The sequence below is a fragment of the Mycobacterium sp. Root135 genome (assembly GCF_001426545.1).
GTDB lineage: Bacteria > Actinomycetota > Actinomycetes > Mycobacteriales > Mycobacteriaceae > Mycobacterium.
Genome location: NZ_LMEZ01000005.1, coordinates 702761 through 721384, shown reverse-complemented (window position 1 = coordinate 721384; position 18624 = coordinate 702761). Strand labels below are relative to the sequence as shown.

Here is an 18624-nt window from a genome sequence, read left to right as displayed (position 1 = left end):
ATCAATTCACGACTGTGGATGAACCACCGCCCCCACGGTTTTTGGCACGCCGACTGTCGGTGCCGCGAGACACGCTCGCGGCAAGAACCGACAGAAGGGCAGACACGCCATGTGCTGGCAATGCGACCACCCCGACAAGACACTCGACGACTACCTCGCGCTGCTTCGCCAGACGATCGTGGCGCACGGCTGGGCCGTGCAACACGTCGAAAGCGACCGCACACCGTTCTCCTACACGGTCGGGCTGCACGAGCGCGGCCTGCCGGAACTCCTCGTCACCGGCCTGCCGACCAAACAAGCCGGCTGGCTGCTCAACACGTTCGCCAAGCGGATGATCGCCGGCCTTCGACCGGCTCCGGGCGATCAGCTGGTGCTGCCTGCGAACACCCGCCTCGAAGTGGTCGACGTCGAGCATCCTGACGCCCACATGGGGCTGGCCATCGCACTCGAGGGCTACGACGTCCGCGCGATCCAGCTGGTGTGGGCCGACGGGCGAGGCCGGTGGCCATGGGCGCCCGGCTTCGACGGCGGTCACCGACGTCAACCGGTGCTCGGCGCGAGGACCACCAACGCGTGACTAACCCCAGGAGGTCTCGCCGTGGCGGTCGACGAACCGCCCCGAGCCGTGACCGGGCCCCTCCGTGGCGAGCGCGAGGATGGCGTCGGTGCCCTCGGTGACGGTCTGCGGCCCCGAGTTCGCGTTGATGTCGGTCGCGGTGTAGCCGGGGTCGGCGACGTTGACCCGAATGTCGGTGAACGCCTTGGCATACTGCGTCGTCAGCATGGTCAGCGCCGCCTTGGAGGACGTGTATGCGGGAGCCACCATCGTCGACTCGGGACGCGACGGGTCATGGGTGAGCTCCAGCGATCCCATTCCGCTGCCGACGTTGACGATCACCGGGTCCGACGAACGTCGCAGCAACGGCAGGAACGCGGTGGTCGTCCGGACCACCCCAAGCACGTTGACGTCGAACACCGCGTGAAAGTCCTCAGCCGTCAGATCGGCCGCGTCGGCGTACGCGCCGGCGACGCCCGCGTTGTTGATCAGCACGTCGACCGATCCCTCGTGCTCCTCGACGTCCTTGACCGCCGCGGCCACCGACGCGTCGTCGGTGACGTCGACCTGGACGAACCGAGCGCCGAGCGCGTCGGCGGCGGCGCGGCCCAGCTCCGGATCGCGGGCTCCAAGCAGCACGATGTGGCCCTGCTCGACGAGTCGACGAGCGGTCTCGTAGCCAAGGCCCTTGTTCGCGCCGGTGATGAACGTGATGGTCATGGCTCCATGCTGCCTCGTGCCGGTGCGGCCCGACCGCCACGGCGACGTCCGCGAGTTTGCCGAATGTCTTGAGCGTTGACCGGTCAGAGCCGACCATGGGGGGATGACCGTGACCGACACGCGCGCCCGAGGTAGGCCCGAGGCCCCCGGCGTGGTTGCGCAGCCACCCCCGCGGTGGAGCGTCGCGACGCTGATCGGCTTCCGGCTCGGCACCTGCTACTTCGGATCCTTTGGCCTCGTCATCACGATCGGGCTCATCCCCGTTCTCCTCACCGGTGTCGGCGTGGACGGACCGTGGTCGACGCTGCGCGGGCTCATCCACCTGGTTCGTCCGCCGATCGAGTGGGTCGGAGGGAACCTGCTGGGACTACGCGTGGAGAGCACCCAGGTCGGCAGCGACAGTGCGTTCCAGTGGTCGGCGCTCTACTGCATCGCGCTGCTGTCGTTGGCGATGACGGCAGTGTGGTCGGTGTTCGACAAGCGGCAACGCCACGACCGGTTGCAGCCATGGGTGTGGGCGATCCTGCGGTTGGTGCTCGCGGCCGCGATGTTCTATTTCGGGATGGCCAAGCTGATTCCGACGCAGATGCCGTTCGTGCTGAATCGCCTGGTCGAACCGTTCGGAAACTTCAGCCCGACCGGTGTGCTGTGGGCGCAGGTTGGCATCTCGCAGCCGTATCAGATCCTGCTCGGCGCGGCAGAAGTCCTCGGCGGACTGCTACTGCTCGTGCCCCGCACCGCAGCCGCCGGGGCGCTGGTGTGCGCTTTCGACCTCACGCAGGTGTTCATCCTGAACATGACCTACGACATCCGGCTCAAGTCGGTGTCGTCGCAATTGCTGCTGCTGAGCCTGTTCCTGTTGGCGCCGTATGCCCGACGCCTCTTCGTGGCGATGTTCACCGACCGCGTCGTACCGGCGACCGCGTCCGCGCCGCTGTTCGACAGTCCCCGGGCCACTCGCGCGGCGGTGGCCGTCCAGGTGGTCGTCGGCGTGGCGCTGCTGGCGGCCTTCGGAGGGCAGGGCTGGCAGCAGTTCTCCCGGCCCACCCCCAACCTGTACGGCATCTGGCAGGTGGACGGCTTCTCGGCAGAAGGCTACCGACGCGACCCGCTGCTGACCGACGAACTCCGTTGGCGCCGAGTGGTATTCGACCGGCCCTTCCTGATGTCGGATCCGGTGATGGTGACCGTTCAGCACATGGACGACTCGTTCGAGGTGTTCGGAGGGACCATTGACCCGGCCAAGCACTTCGTGGACCTGACCAACCGCGTCGAGCTGGGCTCGTACGAAGAGACCCCGACGAAGATCCGACTTACCTACTGGTGGCCCGACGAGGGCAGCACCGAGCGCATCGTGATCGACGGCGCGGACTTCTCCGGACACGAGATCCACGCCTGGTTCACCCGCCTGGATCCCGCGTCGTTCCCGCTCGTCGAACGCGGCTTCAACTGGGTGCAGGAGCGGCCCAACAACCGGTAGGCAAAGTCATGACCGATGCCGCCAAATCGGTCTGTCGGCAAACGCGCCGGTGCTAGCCTCCGATCAGTGGGGCTGGTGGCAACGGCACCGGCACGTCGAACGGCGGGGGAACTGCCATGAGCACTGCGGCCGAGCGGGCCACTCAACTCGACCTCGTCGCGCGGCTCAAGTCGTCCTATCCAGAACTGCCCGACGCACCCACCCCCGACCTGCTGGACCACGGCCGGTTCGTCGCCTACATGAAGCCGGTCCACGACGTCGGCGGCGAGCCAGACGCCCCCATGAAGTACGAGAACAAGGACTACGAGTACTGGGAGCACATGACCTACGTCATGTGCGAAGTGCTTGCCTGGCGCGGCATTTGGCTGTCCGAAGAACGGCGACGCATCGGCAACGTCGACGTGCAACGGGCGGTGTATCTGGGCTTCCCCTACTACGGCCGGTGGCTGCTGTCGGTGGCGCGCGTACTCGTCGAGAAGCATCTCGTCGGCCTCACCGAGCTCAGCGAACGGATGGCCGAGGTCCAGCAGCGGTACGCGGGCGGGCTGGCGGGCAAGGCCCTGCAGGCGCAGCCGAAGTTCGAGGGCGACGGAGCCGGGGTCAAGCGCAACAGCCATGTCGTGCACGCGAAGGGCAAAGGCGATCCGCAGGTGTACGCCGGCAAGGCGGGAACCCCGATGTTCGCGGTGGGCGACCGAGTTCTGGTGCGGGAGCTACCCGTGCTGTTCTACACGCGCACACCGGAATACGTCCGTGGCGCCACCGGCGAAATCGCCGCCGTGGCCTACGAGAGCCCCGCCGCCGAGGACGAAACGTGGGACATCCCCGACGCCAAGCCGGAGTGGTTCTACGTCGTCCAGTTCACGATGGCCGAGCTCTGGGACGACTTCAACGGGCCGGCCGCCGACACCCTGCGCACCGAAATTCCCGAACGCTGGCTGCGCGCCGCCGACTGAACGGACCGACATGACCCACGACCACGACCACGACCGCACGGTGAAGCCGATGGTCGACGAGATCACCGACTTCGAGGTGCTGGAGATCGCACTGCGCGAGCTCTGCATCGAGAAGGGCATCTTCACCGCTGCCGAACACCGGCTCTTCACCGAGTTCGCCGAGCAGATCGGGCCGACACCGGCGGCACGGCTGGTCGCCCGAGCCTGGCTCGACCCCGACTTCGAACGGCTCGCCCTCACCGAGCCGATGACGGCGAGCAAGGAGGTCGGCGTCGACTGGCTGGAGCCGACGGGCTTCGGCACGCCAAGCGACTTCACCGCCTTTCAGATCCTGGCCGACACCCCGACGCTGCACCACGTGATCGTGTGCGCCCTGTGTTCGTGCTACCCGCGACCGATCCTCGGCAACTCACCGGAGTGGTACCGCACGCCCAATTACCGTCGGCGACTGGTGCGTTGGCCGCGGCAGGTGCTGGCCGAGTTCGGCCTCTACCTCGGCGACGACGTCGAGGTGCGGGTGCAGGACTCCAACCAGAAGCACCGCTTCATGGTGATGCCCGTGCGCCCGGCGGGCACCGACGACTGGACCGAGGATCAGCTGGTCGAGATCATCACCCGCGACTGTCTGATCGGCGTCGCCCTGCCGAAGGCCGGGGTGACCACCAACGTGGTGACCGCCACCCGCGCCGCGATGCACCCGGTCGGGGAGTGACGATGACCGACGTCGACGGCAAGGTACTGCGGACCATGGTCGACCCCGATCAGGTGTGGCCGAGGATGGCGGCCAAGTACGGCGTCGAGAATCCCGTGCCACCGTGGAAGACCAGCCTCGACGGCCTGTGCGACGCGCTGGACCACGCGGCGTGTGACACACCGGTGCCGAGTTTCAAGGAACGCCGCGACGAGGAGGACGCGCTGTCGGCGACGGTGTACTCCGACCTGCCGTATCCGGAGAACCAACTGGTGGCCCTCGCCCATTCGCTGCTGGCCCGCGGTGTCATCGCCGAAGACGAACTGCGACAGAGACTTTCGGACGTGCGTCGACGCCTGGAGGCGTAACCGCGGCGGTCAACCCGTTTGCTTGCTCCGCCGTTTGGCCTCTCGCAAACCGACCCAGAAGCGGGCGGCCTCCCGGATCGACTCCTCAACCGGCCTTGGCTGCCAACCGAGTTCACGCTTGGCCTTGGTGCAGTCCACGGGCGCCTCGGCCCGCATCAGACGCAGCGAGTCGATCGACAATTTCTCGTCGGTGCCCGTGAGACGCGCCTTCGCGCTGCCGAGCACTGCCATCACCCAGGCCAACGCCAGCGGAATCGACCGGGTGGGTGCGGGCACGCCGGCGGCCTCGGCGGCGATGCGCACCACCTCGGCGTTGCTGATCATCTTCTCCGAGATCAAGTAGCGCTGCCCAACGCGTCCCTTCTCCGCGGCCAAGACCAAAGCCTTTGCGGCGTCGTCGATTCCGACGACCTCCAGCTCGACGCCGCTCATCACGAAGGGCAGCTTGCGAAACGCGGCGCCCGCGATGATCGCGCCGTGTGGAGTACGCCCCCAGTCACCGGCCCCGTAGGTCGTCGACACGCACATGGCGATCGCCGGCAGGCCGCGGTCGCGGGCGTATTCCATGACGAGGTTCTCGGCCTGGACGCGCGAGCGCACATACGGCGTCAACCCGCGGTCGGAGATCACGTCGTCCTCGGTCGCAACGCGGCCGCGCTTACGGCCCACCGTCGCGTAGCTGCTGGTGAAGACGAAGCGCTTGAGGCTCGCGGCGACGTCGGGTCGGCAGGCCACCTCGAGCACGTTCCTGGTGCCCTCGACGTTGGTGCGGAACAGCGGGGCGGGGTCCTTCAGCCAGCCGCGGGTGTCGACGACGCAGTAGTAGACGACATCGCAGCCGACCATGGCCTCGTGCAGAATGTCGTCGTCCCAGATGTCGCCGACGAAGCGCGTCACGTCGAGGTCGTCGATGCCGATCGTGTTTGCCCCGGCTCGCACCATGACGCGGACCTCCTGGCCGTCCTCGACCAACCGGCGGGTGACGTGGGACCCGAGATATCCGTTGCCCCCGATGACGAGCGCGGTCACGCCCGCCGCCCGTACGTCTTCATCCACGCCGCCGCCTCGTCGGGCAGCGTGCCCAGCTCCTCGGCCTTGCGGCACCACTTCACGGTGGCGGCCACGAAGCGCAGCGGGTTGTAGACGTCTTCCTGCCGACACCACTTCCCGTCACCGGCGTAGGTGACGATCGAGATGTTGGTCGCGCTGATGATCGTGCCGTCGCCGGGATCGCGCATCGGGTTGTCGAGCTCGCACAGCACGCGGCTCGTCCCTTCGTCGATCACCGTCCACAACGACGGGAACGACGTCATGTAGCTGCCGGGGAAGTTCTCCATGGTGTTCCAGATCCACGGCCGCACCTGCTCCCGGCCGTGCATAGTGCCCGCGGCGTGTTCGACGTAGGCGACGTCGTCGGTGTACTGGTCAACCCACGGATCCCAGTTCCTGGTCTCGGCGGCCGCGGCGACCGTTGCCTCGAATCCGGCGAACGCCTCGGCGAGCTCGGCGCGGCTGTAAGTGGTGCCCGTCACATCCAGAACTAGAACACGTTCTACCTGACTTTGTCGAGCGGCCGTATCGTCCGAATGGTGAAGGTCCTCCGAGCGGTGGCAGCCGGCGCGGCAGCGATGCTGTTGAGCGCGCCCGTCGCATCCGCCGACGACCACGCGGGCCTCCTCGACGTCGGTGGCGGCCGCAGCCTCTTCATGGACTGTCAGGGGGAGGGTTCGCCGACGGTGTTCGTCATTCCCGGCAAGGGCGGCTACGCCGAGGCGTGGAATGCCGCCGTGCCCGACGACGACCCGATTCGCTCGTCGCCGTACGACCTCATCGAAGAGGCCCGCATCGACCTGACCCCGAAATCGACCCAACCCCTGGTGGCACGGACGACGCGGATCTGCGTCTACGACCGCCCCGACACCCGGCCCGACGGTGACGAGAAGTCGACCCCGGTATCGCAGCCGCACACCGTGCAATCCGACGTCGGCGACGTGGTGAGCCTGATCGGCGCGGCCGGGCTGCCGACACCGATGGTCTTCGTCGCCCATTCCTACGGCGCGCTGATCCTCGACCTTCTCGCCAGAGAGCATCCGGAACTGGTCGGCGGGCTGGTGTTCTCCGAACCGACGTCCGAATTCCTGCCGATCGTCGGCAGGCCTGATCAGAACGCGGCATTCAACAGCGACGCGCAGATCGGCGCCCCCGGCGAGGAGACCGTGCTGCCCGACGACGCCTTCGCGAGCATCGCCGCCGCGCCGCCGCTGCCGCGGGTGCCCGCGATCGTGTTGAGCGCGGACAGGTTCGCGGCCCCGTCCGCACTCAAGCCGGACAACTACACGCAGGCCCAGATTCACCAGGCAAACGACATGCTGGCGTCCGCCCTCGCCACCAACAACGTCATCGTCGCTGGCACGGGGCACAACCAGATGTTGTACCAACCGCAAGCCATTGCTGACGAGATCGTGACGATCGTCGACGAGGTCCGCGCCGGGAACTAACCGAACGTCGCGTGAGGTTGTACGAGTGCAACCCAAGGAGGACCAGTGACGGCTTCGAATCCCAAGACCTACGACAAGAACCCCGCGGCGGTGAACGCCCTGTCGCCCGAGCAGTACCAGGTGACCCAGAAGAACGGCACCGAGCGACCGTTCACCGGCGAGTACTGGGACAACCACGAACCCGGGATCTACGTGGACGTGGTGTCGGGCGAGCCGCTGTTCGCCTCGACCGACAAGTTCGAGAGCGGATCGGGCTGGCCCAGCTTCACCAAGCCGATCGACGCTGCCAACGTGCTCGAGAAGCGCGACCTCAGCCACCTGATGCTGCGCACCGAGGTTCGGTCCGCTCATGGCGACAGCCACCTCGGGCACCTGTTCAAGGACGGCCCGCGCGAGGCCGGAGGGTTGCGCTACTGCATCAACTCCGCTTCGCTGAAGTTCATCCATCTCGACGACCTCGAGGCCGAGGGCTACGGCGACTACAAGTCACTCTTCATCAAGGAGGCACAGGCATGACGACCAAGAAGGCGATCCTCGCAGGCGGCTGCTTTTGGGGCATGCAGGATCTGATCCGCAAGCAGCCCGGCGTGGTGGAGACGCGCGTCGGCTACACCGGCGGACAGAACGACCACCCCACCTATCGCAAGCATCCCGGGCACGCCGAGGCCATCGAGATCGAGTATGACCCGAGCCAGACGGACTACCGCGCGCTGCTGGAGTTCTTCTTCCAGATCCACGATCCGACGACGAAGGACCGCCAGGGCAACGACGTCGGCAGCAGCTACCGGTCGGCGATCTTCTACGCCGACGACGAGCAGAAGGCCGTGGCGCTGGACACCATCGCCGACGTGGAGGCCTCCGGTTTGTGGCCGGGCAAGGTCGTCACCGAGGTCACCCCCGAGGTTGAATTCTGGCAGGCCGAGCCGGAGCACCAGGACTACCTGGAGAAGTTCCCCAACGGATACACGTGCCACTTCCCGCGGGCGGGCTGGAAGCTGCCGAGGCGCGAAACCGCCTCGCAGTAGGGCGTTTCCCCCGACGACCAGACACAAAGGGCCCTGAATCCTCGCGATTCAGGGCCTTTTGCGACTGCTCGCGGGGTAGCGGTTACCCGAGGGGGGTGGTCCGTCGTCGCATGACGACGCGGCCACCCGCCTTTGGCGTGTAGGCGACGCCGCGCGAGTGGGTCTTCTCGTCGGGCGCGGTCGTCGTCTCGATTTCGAAGTGGCGCAACACCGTTCGTAGGACCACGTCCATCTCGACGTTGGCGAACGCAGCGCCAACGCACCGGCGGGTGCCGCCGCCGTAGGGCAGGAATGCAAACGTCGATGGTCGCTTGCCCATGAACCGCTGCGGGTCGAACCGCTCGGGGGACGCGAAATCCTGTGTGCGGTCGTGGATGTGCTGGATCGCGACGAATATCGAGTAGCCCCGCGGAATCACCCACTCGCCGAGCTGGAACGTCGGCGAGTACACGTGGCGCCCGGCGAAGTCGATGATGGTGCGCGCCCGCTGCGTCTCGAGGATCGTGGCCTGGCGGTACTCGTTGCCGTCGGTACGCGCCTCGGCGACCAGCCCGTCGAGTACCTGCGGGTGTCTGCTCACCCGCTCCAGCACCCACGCCAGGGTCGACGCGGTGGTCTCGTGGCCGGCGGCCAACAACGTCAACAACTCGTCGCCGATGTCTCGCCTCGACATCGCCGATCCGTCTTCGTAGGTGCTGCGCAGGAGCAGGGTCAGGACGTCGTCGCGGTCGTCGAAGTGGGGGTCGGCCTTGACGGTGTCGATCAGGCGCTCGACGACGGCGTCGTACTGACGGCGGTAGGCGGCGAGCCTGCCCCACGGGGTGAGCCGCCCGTAGGTGCGCGACGGGGCGGGCAGCACGGCGAGCCGGGAACCCAGCGTCACCCACGGCGGGATGATGCGCCGCAGCTCGTCGAGTTGCTCACCGTCGGCGCCGAAGACGGCGCGCAGGATGGCGTTCAGCGTGATTCGCATCATCGGTTCGAGGGATTCGAATTGCCGGCCGTCGGGCCAGGACGCCGCCTCACGCAGAGTTTCCTCTTCGAAGATGACCTCGTAGTTCTTGATGCTCTTGCCGTGAAACGGCGGGGTCAGCAGCTTGCGGCGGCGCTTGTGCTCGGTGCCGTCGAGGGCGAAAACCGAACCCGAACCGAGGATGCGGCTGAGGTTGGGTTGGATGTTGCCGACGTCGTCGGTGTTGGCGGCGAACAGTTGCTTGGCGATCTGCGGATCGGCGACGGTCACCATGTTTCCGAACACCGGGACCCGCAGGGTGAACACGTCGCCGTGCCGGCTCGTCATCGCGTCGACCATCCGGCGCCGCGACGCGATGAAGCCGAGCGCTTGGACGAACTTCGGCAGCCGCGGGCTTGGCGGCAGGTTGATCTCCGGCGCTACCTCGACGGCTGGCGTCGCCTCGATGGTCGCTTCACTCACGGACGACTCCAAACTCGTTGTGGTACCGCATCGTACCGGCGTTGGTGTAGTACGGTACCGCCTAGTACCGAACATGCGCAAGGGTCGGAGGTGAACGTCGAGGTGAGTTCAGTGGCAACCACGGCGGACGACGTGACGTCGCCTGGTGCGACCGCGTTTCGCCGACGTCTTCTCGACGGTCTTGCCGACTCGATCGCCGAACGCGGCTACCGCGCGACGACCGTGGCCGACGTCGTCCGAGGCGCCAAGACCTCCAAGCGGACCTTCTACGACGAGTTCGCCAGCAAGGAGGAGTGCTTCGTCGAACTGTTGGCCGCCAACAACGACGACCTGATCGCCCGGATCACCGCGGCGGTCGACGGCGAGGCAACTCCCGACGAGCAGGTCGCCGCCGCCGTCGGCGCCTACGTCGCGCACATCGAATCGCGCCCCGCCATCACCCTGAGCTGGATCCGGGAGGCACCCGCACTCGGCGACCTCGCCCGACCGCTGAATCGTCTTGCGATGCAACACCTCACGGACATGCTGGTCGCCATCAGCGGCAGCCCCGGATTCGTCCGCGCCGGCTTGGCGCCCATCTCCCGATCCCTCGCGCTGATCCTGCTCGGCGGCCTCAGGGAACTGACGGCACTCCTCGTCGAAGACGGCCGAGACGTCCAAGAGATCGTCGAACCGGCCGCCACCGCGGCGCGGGCCATCCTCGGACTGTCCCTCACCCCAGGATGAGGCGCGCCGACTTCTCGAGGCGCTGCGCGATCCCGTCGTAAGACGCGTATCCCATCCCGACGCGCACCAGCGCGCCCGAATACAGCATCTCCAACGAGTCGATGAGGTCCTCGTCGACCTGCGGGCCCAGCGCCGCCGTCAACCGCTCCCTGATGTCGAGCCCGATCCGCTGACGGAGCACCTCGACGTCCGGATCCTTGCCGAGCAGCGCGCTCGTCACCGCCCCCGCGAACTCCGGCTCGTCGGCGACCAGCAGCGCGATGTGCTGCAGCACGTCGACGACACGTGTGGCGCGGTCGTCGGACTCGTGTGGGGCTGGTGCGGCGCCGGCAAGCCTGCGCCAGAACACCTCGGCGACGAGGTGTTCCTTGGAGGAGAAGTAGGTGTACGCCGTGGCCGCGCCGACACCGGCCTCGGCAGCCACGCGCCGTACGGTGAGTCCGCTGAATCCGTCGCGGTTGAGGAGGTCGACCGCGGCGCGCTCGAGACGGTCAACCGTATCGGCCTGCTTTGCGGTCAGACGACGCCGAGTCGACTCCAAGGCCGCATCGGACACGTGTCTGGACGCTACTACAACTCGTTCTGACCAGCAACGGTAAGTTGGCCGTCATGAGCACCACCGAGACTGCCCTTCCGGCCGCCGCCGCGCACCTGTTCGAACTCGCCGCGCAGGTCATCGGCTTCATGCCCGCCGACGAAGGCCGCGCGCTGTACGACGCGGCGGTCACCTACCTTGGCGACGGCGTCGGCGTCGAGATCGGCACCTACTGCGGAAAGTCGACCGTCATGCTCGGCGCCGCGGCCCAGCAGACCGGCGGCGTGCTCTACACGATCGATCATCACCACGGCTCCGAGGAGCACCAGCCGGGCTGGGAGTACCACGACACCAGCATGGTCGACGAGGTGACGGGACTCTTCGACACCCTTCCGACGCTGCGCCACACGCTCGACGCCGCCGGGTTGGACGACCACGTCGTCGCCGTCGTCGGCAAGTCGTTCCTCGTCGCACGGTCGTGGCGAACCCCGTTGCAGCTCTTGTTCATCGACGGCGGACACACCGACGCCGCGGCCCAGCAGGACTTCGACGGCTGGGCACGGTGGGTCGCCGTCGGCGGCACCCTGGTGATCCACGACGTGTTCCCCGACCCGAACGCCGGCGGCCAGGCCCCGTACCGGGTGTACCGCAGGGCACTGGACACCGGCGCGTTCCGCGAGGTGTCCGCGATCGGTTCCATGCGAGTGCTGGAACGCGTCTCCGGCACGCCGGGCGAGGCGCTCGACTAAGCCGACCGCGCGGCGGCCCGCTCGCACAGTCCTATGCGCGAGCGGCGGCCCGCTCGAACAGTCCTATGCGCGAGCGGCGGCCCGCTCGCACAGTCCTATGCGCGAGCGGCGGCCCGCTCGACGTCGAGAAGCTGCTCGCCGCGCCGTTCCTCGTCGTACGCCCTGCGGCCGCCGCGAAGGCCGAACAGCCGTTTGGACATCAGCAGGTAGATCACGGCGGCGACGTTGATCGCGAAGGCGGCCACCCGCGTCGTCGTAATGCCCTTGGACACCAGGTCGTAGATCTCCAACGGCAGGAAGACCGACGTCGCGATGACGGCGAAGTACTCGCCCCACCTGGTGAGCAGCCACAGCCCGACGCCCTCGACGAGTTCCAGGATCGCGTAGGCGACCAACGCCAAACTGATCAGCACCAGAGTGGACGGTCGGGCCGCCAGCGCCCGCTCCAACTCGTGGATCGCCGTCATCTGGTCGACCTTGATCCCTGAGGCCCGCAGCAGCGGCAGATCCCGGTCGAGTGCGGCCTGAATGGATCCCCTGGCACCGTGGAACGTCCACACCGCCCACGCGGCGAACGCGATCAGCACCGCGCGGATCCAGCGCTCCACCGCGAGCGCGCGCAGGATGAGCGCCTGCCGCAGCGCCTTACCCCGGATGACGAGCGGCGCATCCTCGGTGGGCCCGCGCCCATGGGGTGGCCCCGACACGAAGTCCCCGCAGCGCAGGCAACGCCACACCTCGCCGAGACCCGTCGTGCCGCTGAGTCGTTCGGCGAGGGCGTCGTCGTCGGGCGCGTAGGTGACGTGCCCGCGCCGCGCACACGTGAACAACGCCCAGCGGTCGTGGTCACGAGCTACGTCCATGGCGGGCTCCTTGCCGACGGTGAGGGCGAAGTCCGAGGTTGCCCCGGCGACGACACTACCCACGGCGCCTGGCAAACACGGCGGCGGAACCCCGGCGCGCGGTTGTACGTTGAGCAGCTGAGCCATACCGCAATCCGCCAATTCGACGGCCATGCATAATTTGCTCATTGGGGCGGGAGGGTGGACGTGGGCGCATTCGCGCGCTGGTGGCGGCAACCCAGCCATTACGACTGGTTGAGCGGTTACATCCACTCCCGCGGCATCAGCCGGGCAACCCGCCTCATGATGGCCGCCATCTCGGCGTCGCTCTCGCTGTGTCTGGTGGCCCTCCTGCTGGGGGCAGGCGGTCCCCGTGACCCCCTTCCGGTGGCGATGACGTGGCTTGCCTTCGCCGGCGGTGTCTCCGGGGTGATCCTGTGGTCGGTCCGATGGCCGAGTCCCGCGCAATCGGTCGCATTCGCGTTGGTGACCAACACCTCGATCGCCCTCGCATGCCTGGCCTACCCCGAACCGGTGTCCACGCTCGTCGGCTGCATCGCCTTCGCGACCAGCGGCGCCTACATCGCGTTCTTCCTCACCTCGAAGTACGTCGTCTACAACTTCGCCGTCGCCGCGGTCGTCGCCACCACCGCGGCGGTCCAGATGGCCTCGGACGGACACGTCGCTCTCGCGGCGGTGGACCTCTTCCTGGTGCTACAGGTGAACATCGCACTGCCGCTTGCCATTCAGGTCCTCATCCGGGCGCTGACCAACGACCTGGTGCGGGCCGAGCTCGACCCGTTGACCAACCTGTGCAACCGGCGGTCGTTCCAACTGGAGACCACGAGCCTGCTGCTGGCCACGCCCGCGACGGACATGTTCCTCTTGGTCGCGGTCGTCGACCTCGACGACTTCAAGTCGATCAACGACCGTCACGGCCATCTCGCAGGCGACCGGGTTCTGGTCGACGTGGCCAACGCCTTGCGGGCAAGCACCTGCGAGACGGCGATCATCGCGCGCACCGGCGGAGAGGAGTTCGTCGTCGCCGACACCTCCCCCACCGGTGACGCGACGCCGCTGGCCCAACGGATCTGCGACGCCATCGCCCAACTTCCGGTGCCCGTCACCGCCAGCGTCGGCACGGCGTGCGCACGGCTCGACGGGGTGCCCGCCCGTCAACACGAGTCGATGGTGCACTATCTCGTCGGGATCGCCGACAAGGCGATGTACCGCGCCAAGCGCAGCGGCGGGAACAGGTTCCACCACCACGGTTACATCCGATGAACTCCGATGGTCAGCGGCCGGATGTCGCGCAGGCGCAATCGAACTCGCCCTCAAGACCGCGCGGGAGGTCGACGCCGCGGAAGATGCCGCTGCCCGCCGTCGTCGACGACAGCGCGTCGGCCGCGAGGATCACGGCGGCGCCCGTCCACGTGGTGCGCTCGACGGGCCAGCGCTTGCCGTCGGAGAACACCAGACCGGTCCAGTACGAGCCGTCCTCCTCGCGGAGGTGGTGCATGGCGGCGAACTGCTCGTGCGCCCGTGCCGAATCGCCGATGGCGTCCAGTGCCATCACCAGCTCACAGGTCTCGGCGCCCGTCACCCACGGCCGGTGGTCGACGCAGCGAATGCCGAGACCCTGCACGACGAACCGGTCCCACCGCTCGTCGATGCGCGCCCTGGCGGCGTCGCCGCGCAAGGCCCCGCCCAGCACCGGGTAGTACCACTCCATCGCGTGGTCGTCCTTGAGGTTGAACGACTCGGGGTGCTCGACGATCGCGTGGCCGAGGCTGCCGACGGCGACCTCCCACTCCGGCTGCGATTCGCCGACGTAGTTGGCCAACGCCAGCGCGCACCGGATGCTGTGGTGAATGCTCGCGCATCCGGTCAGCAACGCCTCCGGCAAGATTCCGGATTGACTTCTGGCCCAAGCGATCTCGCCGCCGTCGAGCTGCATCGTCAACACGAAGTCGACGGCGTCGCGCACGACCGGCCACATGGCTTCGGCGAAGCTGCGGTCACCGGTGACCAGCACGTGGTGCCACACGCCGGTGGCGACGTAGGCGCAGAAGTTGCTGTCGCTGTTGCCGTCTTCGAGAACGCCGTTGCGCATCTGGATCGGCATCGAACCGTCGGCGCGTTGCACGTTGCGGCACCAGTCGAAGGCCGCCCGCGCCTGGTCCCACAGGCCGGCGACGGTCAACGCCATCGCGTTCTCGACGTGGTCCCACGGGTCGGTGTGCCCACCGGTGAACCACGGCAGCGCCCCTGAGGACTCCTGCGTCGCGGCGATCGACTCACCCGTTTGACGGCACTGTTCCGGCGTCAGAACGCCTGGTACACCAGGGATCTCGTGACGCCGCACGGATCAGGCCGCCGAGCTTGGTGACGTGGCTGGCTTTTCGAAGTACAGAGCGACGCTCTTGCCGATCAGCGGGTTGAGCAGCGACTCGGCGTTGCGGGTCAGCCACGGCCGAGACATCATGTCCCACACCAGCATCTTGTGATAGGTCGTAACGAGTGGATTGTCCGGCTTGTCGACGCCGACGGCGCACTTCAACCACCAGAACGGCGAATGCAGCGCGTGCGCGTGGTGCCGGTGGTCGAATCGCATGCCCCTCGCGGTGACCTTGCCCTCGAGTTCGTCGGCCCGGTAGATGCGGATGTGTCCGCCCTCGTTGGCGTGGTACTCGTCCGACAGCGCCCAGCACACCTTCTCGGGCAGCCAGCGCGGCACTGTAACGGCAAGTCGCCCACCGGGTTTGAGCACGCGGACCAACTCGTCGATCGCGGCCTCGTCCTGCGGGACGTGCTCGAGGATCTCCGAGGCGATCACGAAGTCGAAGGTGCCGTCGTCGTACGGCAGGTCGAGCGCGTCACCCTTGACGGCCTCGGCCTTCGCCGAGGCGGGCGCCTCACCCTGCTGCTGCATCGCCTGCAGGATCGCGTCGACGTTGTTCAGCTCGGCGACGTCCTGGTCGAAGGCGACGACGTCGGCTCCCCTGCGGAACGCCTCGAACGAGTGCCGACCCGCTCCACATCCCACGTCGATGAGGCTGCTGCCCGCACCAACGCCCAACCTGTCGAAGTCGACGGTCAACATGTCTTCACTCGTTTCATTGCGCGTTCATAGACGGCGACCGTCTGAGCGGCCACCGATTCCCAACTGAAGACGTCGACGGCGCGCATGCGGCCGTTGGCGCCAAGTCTGCGCAACTCCAAGGGGGAGTCGAGCAATTCGCCGAGCACTCTGGTCAGGTCGTCGACGTCGCCGGGCCGGACGAGGCGTGCGCACACGTTGTCCTCGCCGACGACCTCGGGAAGGGCGCCCGCGCGGCTCGCGACGATCGGCGTGCCGCTGGCCATCGCCTCGACGGCGGGGAGCGAAAAGCCTTCGTAGAGAGAAGGAATGCAGGCCACCTCGGCCGATGCGAGCAGGTCCGCCAGCTCGTTGTCGGTCAGGCCGCTCGAGCTGTGCACGATGTCGGAGATGCCGAGTTCGGCGATCAGCTTCTCGGTGGGCCCGTTGGGTTCGAGCTTCGACACCAGCTGAACGTCGAGGTCGCGCTCGACCCGCAGCCGGGCGACGGCGTGCAGCAGATGACTGACGCCCTTGAGCGGGACGTCGGCACTGGCGATCGCGATGATGCGGTTGCGCACCCGGTGCTCGCTGGGCCGGAACAGCTCGGTGTTCACGCCGAGGGGCACCACGTGCAGTTGGTCGGGGTCGACGTCGAAGTCGTCGGCGATGTCGACTGCCGAGGACGTCGACACGGTCAACAGTTCCGGAATCTTGCGTGCGACCTGCTTCTGCATCTCGGCGAAGGCATACCACCTCTTGACCAACGGCTTGCGCCACCACGTCGCGGCGGCGACGTCGACGACGCGGTCCCTGGTGATCGGGTGGTGCACCGTGGCCACCAACGGCAGGCCGAACTTCTCGACCTTGAGGAGTGCGTCGCCAAGGCTCTGGTTGTCGTGGACGACGTCGAACTCGTCGCGCCGTTCACGCAGAATCCGCGCGACGCGCATGCAGAAAGTCTTCGGCTCGGGGAAGCCGGCCGTCCACGTCGTGAGGAGTTCGAGCACATCGATGCGGTCGTGGATCTCCCTGATGTGCGGGACGCGGAACGGGTCGGGCTCCCGATAGAGGTCCAGGCTCGGGACCTTGGTCAGACGCACCCGCGGGTCGAGACCCTCGGGATATGGCTGCCCCGAGAACACCTCGACGTCGTGGCCAAGTTCTACGAGACCGCGACTCAAATGACGGACGTAGACGCCCTGTCCACCACAGTGCGTCTTGCTTCGATACGACAGAAGGGCAATCCGCATGGCTAGTTCACCGCGGCCAGAGTCGGAATCTGCGCTCTGGACATGTGTCCAGACTATAGTTTGACTGGCTAGCTGCCGCAACGCGGCCATTCGCGGCGACGGCGGCGGCCACCGTCACGACGGCGGGAATCCACCGGTTGCCACCGGCCCCCACCGCACCGGCGTCACCCTGATCAGGCACTTTCCCTGGTCGACCATGGCCTGGCGGTACTCGTCCCAGTTGGAGTGCTCGCCCGCGATCGCGCGGAAGTACTCGACCAACGGCTCGACCGCATCGGGCAGATCGATCACTTCTGCATCCCCGTCAACCTGCACGTACGGGCCGTTGAAGTCGTCGGAGAGCACCGTCACGCTGGCCCGTGGATCGCGGCGGACGTTCGCTGACTTCGCTCGCTGCGGATAGCTGGCGACGACGATTCGCCCCTCCTCGTCGACCCCGCCCGACACCGGCGAGATCTGCAGCGAACCGTCCGATCGGAAGGTCGTCAGCACCATGTGATGCCGGGGTCGGACGAAGTCGAGCAGTGCGTTGCGATCCACCCTGTCGGCGGTTGCGAGCTTGCGAGCCATCCCTGCAGCCTACGGACGGCGCTCGGGCTTGCGCTTCAACGTCCACGAGGGAATCCAGTGCGTGACCGACTTCCGGTCGGGCCCGTAGGCGATGTCATAGGTGACCAGTCCCCACCAGAACCCCTGCTCACAGAGCCCCCAGCAGCTGAGCCGCCCCTCGACGATCGCATGCATCTGCAACCCGGCCGGGTTGTAGCCGCCCGTTCGGTGCGGTTCGCGGGGGAAGACGGCCGACAGGTCGACCAGGACGGGCGTCGGTGGGTCGACGCGGCGGAACGCCTGCTGCACCGGCTGACCGTGATAGCCGATCGACTGGAGTTCGCCCATCGTTCGATCATATGTTCGAACGCCGAGGCCGGCACTAGCCTCTGCGAATCGCCCGCACCATCAACCACACCCAGATCACGATGAACACGGCGATCGCCCAGCAGGCAACCTGAAACCACGGTGCGGGCAGTTCCTCGAGCACGAGCACGTACGCGGGCAGCGCCAACCAGGCGAGAAGAAACGTGATGACCGCATAGCGCTTGACGGCCGGTGTCATGTTTCAAGGCTAAATGCGTCGAGCGGAAGCACGAACGCGAAGGCCCGCGGGAAGCCGAGCACGTCGAGCCGTGCGCTGGCGACCTCCGCCGCCGGCACCCGTCGGACCTCGCCCGACGACGGCTCGTAGCAATCGAACGCCGCGCCGTCGCGGCCGACGAGGAGCACCCAGTGGCGCGGGATCACGTTCCCGATCAGCATCGGGACCGGCCACCCCGCCCGAACGGCACGTGCCACGTCGGCGAGCTCGTCACCGGGCCGCGCCAGCCGCCAGCCATAGCGGACGTGATGCGCGGCGCCGTGCACGCTGACGACCTTCGCCATGCCCCACGGCGTGGTGCCCAGCGCACGCGGCCAGACCCGATTCGCCGCCGCGTGCACCCGGCCCTGCTCGGCGTCCGACCAGCGCGGGTCCGCGAGGTTGGCGCGGTAGCCGGGGTCGAGAAGCGCGCCCGCCATCACCGCGACGGTGGGTCCGCAGGTGACCCCGTCACGCTGGCGAAGATGCGGGAGGACGAGCTTCACTCCTCCGAGGTTAGGCCGACCGACGTGATTCGGCGCCGCCCGAGTGGGTATCAGTGAACACATGTATACCGAA

Annotated in this window: 24 protein-coding genes; 11 read left to right on the top strand and 13 right to left on the bottom strand. The window is 67.5% G+C overall.

Annotated elements, in window-relative coordinates; all coding sequences use genetic code 11:
* Positions 1 to 109 precede the first annotated feature (109 nt).
* Entirely contained in the window at positions 110 to 577 is a 468-nt protein-coding gene (locus ASD37_RS14560) for a DUF4262 domain-containing protein (RefSeq protein ID WP_056551952.1), read from the top strand.
* On the opposite strand, the gene ASD37_RS14555 is transcribed toward ASD37_RS14560, so the two are convergent.
* The gene (locus ASD37_RS14555; RefSeq protein WP_056551950.1) at positions 578 to 1276 is read right to left on the bottom strand and encodes an SDR family NAD(P)-dependent oxidoreductase; all 699 of its coding nucleotides are present in this window, start codon (positions 1274 to 1276) and stop codon (positions 578 to 580) included.
* A 103-nt stretch (positions 1277 to 1379) separates the two neighbouring features.
* On the opposite strand from ASD37_RS14555, the gene ASD37_RS14550 reads away from it, so the two are divergent.
* The 4 genes from ASD37_RS14550 (at position 1380) to ASD37_RS14535 (ending at position 4771) form a co-directional block, all read left to right on the top strand.
* Positions 1380 to 2756 (top strand): DoxX family protein, encoded by a 1377-nt coding sequence (locus tag ASD37_RS14550; RefSeq protein WP_235568308.1) that lies wholly within the window; start codon positions 1380 to 1382, stop codon positions 2754 to 2756.
* A gap of 116 nt (positions 2757 to 2872) precedes the next feature.
* Positions 2873 to 3712 carry an SH3-like domain-containing protein gene (locus ASD37_RS14545; protein ID WP_056551947.1) on the top strand — a complete coding sequence of 280 codons (840 nt, stop codon included), beginning with the start codon at positions 2873 to 2875 and terminating at the stop codon, positions 3710 to 3712.
* A 10-nt stretch (positions 3713 to 3722) separates the two neighbouring features.
* Positions 3723 to 4424, top strand: a complete 702-nt coding sequence (gene scnC / locus ASD37_RS14540; RefSeq protein WP_056551944.1) for a thiocyanate hydrolase subunit gamma — start codon at positions 3723 to 3725, stop codon at positions 4422 to 4424.
* Positions 4425 to 4426: 2 nt separating this feature from the next.
* Complete coding sequence (locus tag ASD37_RS14535; RefSeq protein ID WP_056551941.1) at positions 4427 to 4771, top strand: hypothetical protein; 345 nt, start codon at positions 4427 to 4429, stop codon at positions 4769 to 4771.
* 9 nt (positions 4772 to 4780) lie between these two features.
* Here the strand turns inward: ASD37_RS14535 and ASD37_RS14530 are convergent, their stop codons facing one another.
* Together ASD37_RS14530 and ASD37_RS14525 are read right to left on the bottom strand one after the other, a co-directional pair.
* On the bottom strand, positions 4781 to 5800 hold the full coding sequence (locus ASD37_RS14530; protein ID WP_056551937.1) for an NAD-dependent epimerase/dehydratase family protein: 1020 nt from the start codon (positions 5798 to 5800) through the stop codon (positions 4781 to 4783).
* Positions 5797 to 6303 carry a nuclear transport factor 2 family protein gene (locus ASD37_RS14525; RefSeq protein WP_056551934.1) on the bottom strand — a complete coding sequence of 169 codons (507 nt, stop codon included), beginning with the start codon at positions 6301 to 6303 and terminating at the stop codon, positions 5797 to 5799. The genes ASD37_RS14530 and ASD37_RS14525 overlap by 4 nt, the downstream gene beginning before the upstream one ends.
* Before the next feature lie 57 nt (positions 6304 to 6360).
* On the opposite strand from ASD37_RS14525, the gene ASD37_RS14520 reads away from it, so the two are divergent.
* From ASD37_RS14520 to msrA, 3 genes are read left to right on the top strand one after another with little or no spacing between them, the layout of a single operon-like run.
* The gene (locus ASD37_RS14520) at positions 6361 to 7269 is read left to right on the top strand and encodes an alpha/beta fold hydrolase (RefSeq protein ID WP_370072925.1); all 909 of its coding nucleotides are present in this window, start codon (positions 6361 to 6363) and stop codon (positions 7267 to 7269) included.
* A 45-nt stretch (positions 7270 to 7314) separates the two neighbouring features.
* On the top strand, positions 7315 to 7785 hold the full coding sequence (msrB, locus tag ASD37_RS14515) for a peptide-methionine (R)-S-oxide reductase MsrB (protein ID WP_056551927.1): 471 nt from the start codon (positions 7315 to 7317) through the stop codon (positions 7783 to 7785).
* Positions 7782 to 8294 carry a peptide-methionine (S)-S-oxide reductase MsrA gene (gene msrA / locus ASD37_RS14510; RefSeq protein ID WP_056551925.1) on the top strand — a complete coding sequence of 171 codons (513 nt, stop codon included), beginning with the start codon at positions 7782 to 7784 and terminating at the stop codon, positions 8292 to 8294. The genes msrB and msrA overlap by 4 nt, the downstream gene beginning before the upstream one ends.
* Before the next feature lie 82 nt (positions 8295 to 8376).
* Here the strand turns inward: msrA and ASD37_RS14505 are convergent, their stop codons facing one another.
* Positions 8377 to 9729, bottom strand: a complete 1353-nt coding sequence (locus ASD37_RS14505) for a cytochrome P450 (protein ID WP_056551922.1) — start codon at positions 9727 to 9729, stop codon at positions 8377 to 8379.
* 111 nt (positions 9730 to 9840) lie between these two features.
* Here ASD37_RS14505 and ASD37_RS14500 point away from each other — a divergent pair, with 111 nt between their 5' ends.
* A complete protein-coding gene (locus ASD37_RS14500) occupies positions 9841 to 10455 on the top strand; it encodes a TetR/AcrR family transcriptional regulator (RefSeq protein WP_056553341.1) in 615 nt (204 codons plus the stop codon).
* On the opposite strand, the gene ASD37_RS14495 is transcribed toward ASD37_RS14500, so the two are convergent.
* A complete protein-coding gene (locus tag ASD37_RS14495) occupies positions 10442 to 11011 on the bottom strand; it encodes a TetR/AcrR family transcriptional regulator (protein WP_056551919.1) in 570 nt (189 codons plus the stop codon). The two genes, ASD37_RS14500 and ASD37_RS14495, sit on opposite strands and share 14 nt — an antisense overlap.
* Positions 11012 to 11064: 53 nt before the next feature.
* On the opposite strand from ASD37_RS14495, the gene ASD37_RS14490 reads away from it, so the two are divergent.
* Positions 11065 to 11739: a class I SAM-dependent methyltransferase gene (locus ASD37_RS14490; RefSeq protein WP_056551916.1), complete on the top strand. Its 675-nt coding sequence runs from the start codon at positions 11065 to 11067 to the stop codon at positions 11737 to 11739.
* Between the two features lie 95 nt (positions 11740 to 11834).
* Here ASD37_RS14490 and ASD37_RS14485 read toward each other — a convergent pair whose 3' ends face one another.
* The gene (locus ASD37_RS14485; protein ID WP_056553337.1) at positions 11835 to 12602 is read right to left on the bottom strand and encodes a DUF2127 domain-containing protein; all 768 of its coding nucleotides are present in this window, start codon (positions 12600 to 12602) and stop codon (positions 11835 to 11837) included.
* Between the two features lie 186 nt (positions 12603 to 12788).
* Between ASD37_RS14485 and ASD37_RS14480 the strand changes: the two genes are divergently transcribed.
* Positions 12789 to 13865 (top strand): GGDEF domain-containing protein, encoded by a 1077-nt coding sequence (locus tag ASD37_RS14480; protein WP_056553334.1) that lies wholly within the window; start codon positions 12789 to 12791, stop codon positions 13863 to 13865.
* 10 nt (positions 13866 to 13875) lie between these two features.
* Here the strand turns inward: ASD37_RS14480 and ASD37_RS14475 are convergent, their stop codons facing one another.
* The 7 genes from ASD37_RS14475 to ASD37_RS14445 all read right to left on the bottom strand — a co-directional run bounded on the left by ASD37_RS14475 (position 13876) and on the right by ASD37_RS14445 (position 18551).
* Entirely contained in the window at positions 13876 to 14946 is a 1071-nt protein-coding gene (locus ASD37_RS14475) for a hypothetical protein (protein ID WP_056551913.1), read from the bottom strand.
* 3 nt (positions 14947 to 14949) lie between these two features.
* The gene (locus tag ASD37_RS14470) at positions 14950 to 15684 is read right to left on the bottom strand and encodes a class I SAM-dependent methyltransferase (RefSeq protein WP_056551910.1); all 735 of its coding nucleotides are present in this window, start codon (positions 15682 to 15684) and stop codon (positions 14950 to 14952) included.
* The gene (locus ASD37_RS14465) at positions 15678 to 16913 is read right to left on the bottom strand and encodes a glycosyltransferase family 4 protein (protein ID WP_056551907.1); all 1236 of its coding nucleotides are present in this window, start codon (positions 16911 to 16913) and stop codon (positions 15678 to 15680) included. The genes ASD37_RS14470 and ASD37_RS14465 overlap by 7 nt, the downstream gene beginning before the upstream one ends.
* Before the next feature lie 114 nt (positions 16914 to 17027).
* On the bottom strand, positions 17028 to 17483 hold the full coding sequence (locus ASD37_RS14460; protein ID WP_056551904.1) for a PPOX class F420-dependent oxidoreductase: 456 nt from the start codon (positions 17481 to 17483) through the stop codon (positions 17028 to 17030).
* Between the two features lie 9 nt (positions 17484 to 17492).
* Positions 17493 to 17810: a hypothetical protein gene (locus ASD37_RS14455; protein ID WP_056551901.1), complete on the bottom strand. Its 318-nt coding sequence runs from the start codon at positions 17808 to 17810 to the stop codon at positions 17493 to 17495.
* A gap of 34 nt (positions 17811 to 17844) precedes the next feature.
* Positions 17845 to 18027, bottom strand: coding sequence for a hypothetical protein (locus ASD37_RS14450; protein ID WP_056551898.1), 183 nt, complete (start codon positions 18025 to 18027; stop codon positions 17845 to 17847).
* On the bottom strand, positions 18024 to 18551 hold the full coding sequence (locus ASD37_RS14445) for a hypothetical protein (protein ID WP_056551894.1): 528 nt from the start codon (positions 18549 to 18551) through the stop codon (positions 18024 to 18026). Before ASD37_RS14445 ends, ASD37_RS14450 begins: the two co-directional genes overlap by 4 nt.
* Positions 18552 to 18624: the final 73 nt, after the last annotated feature.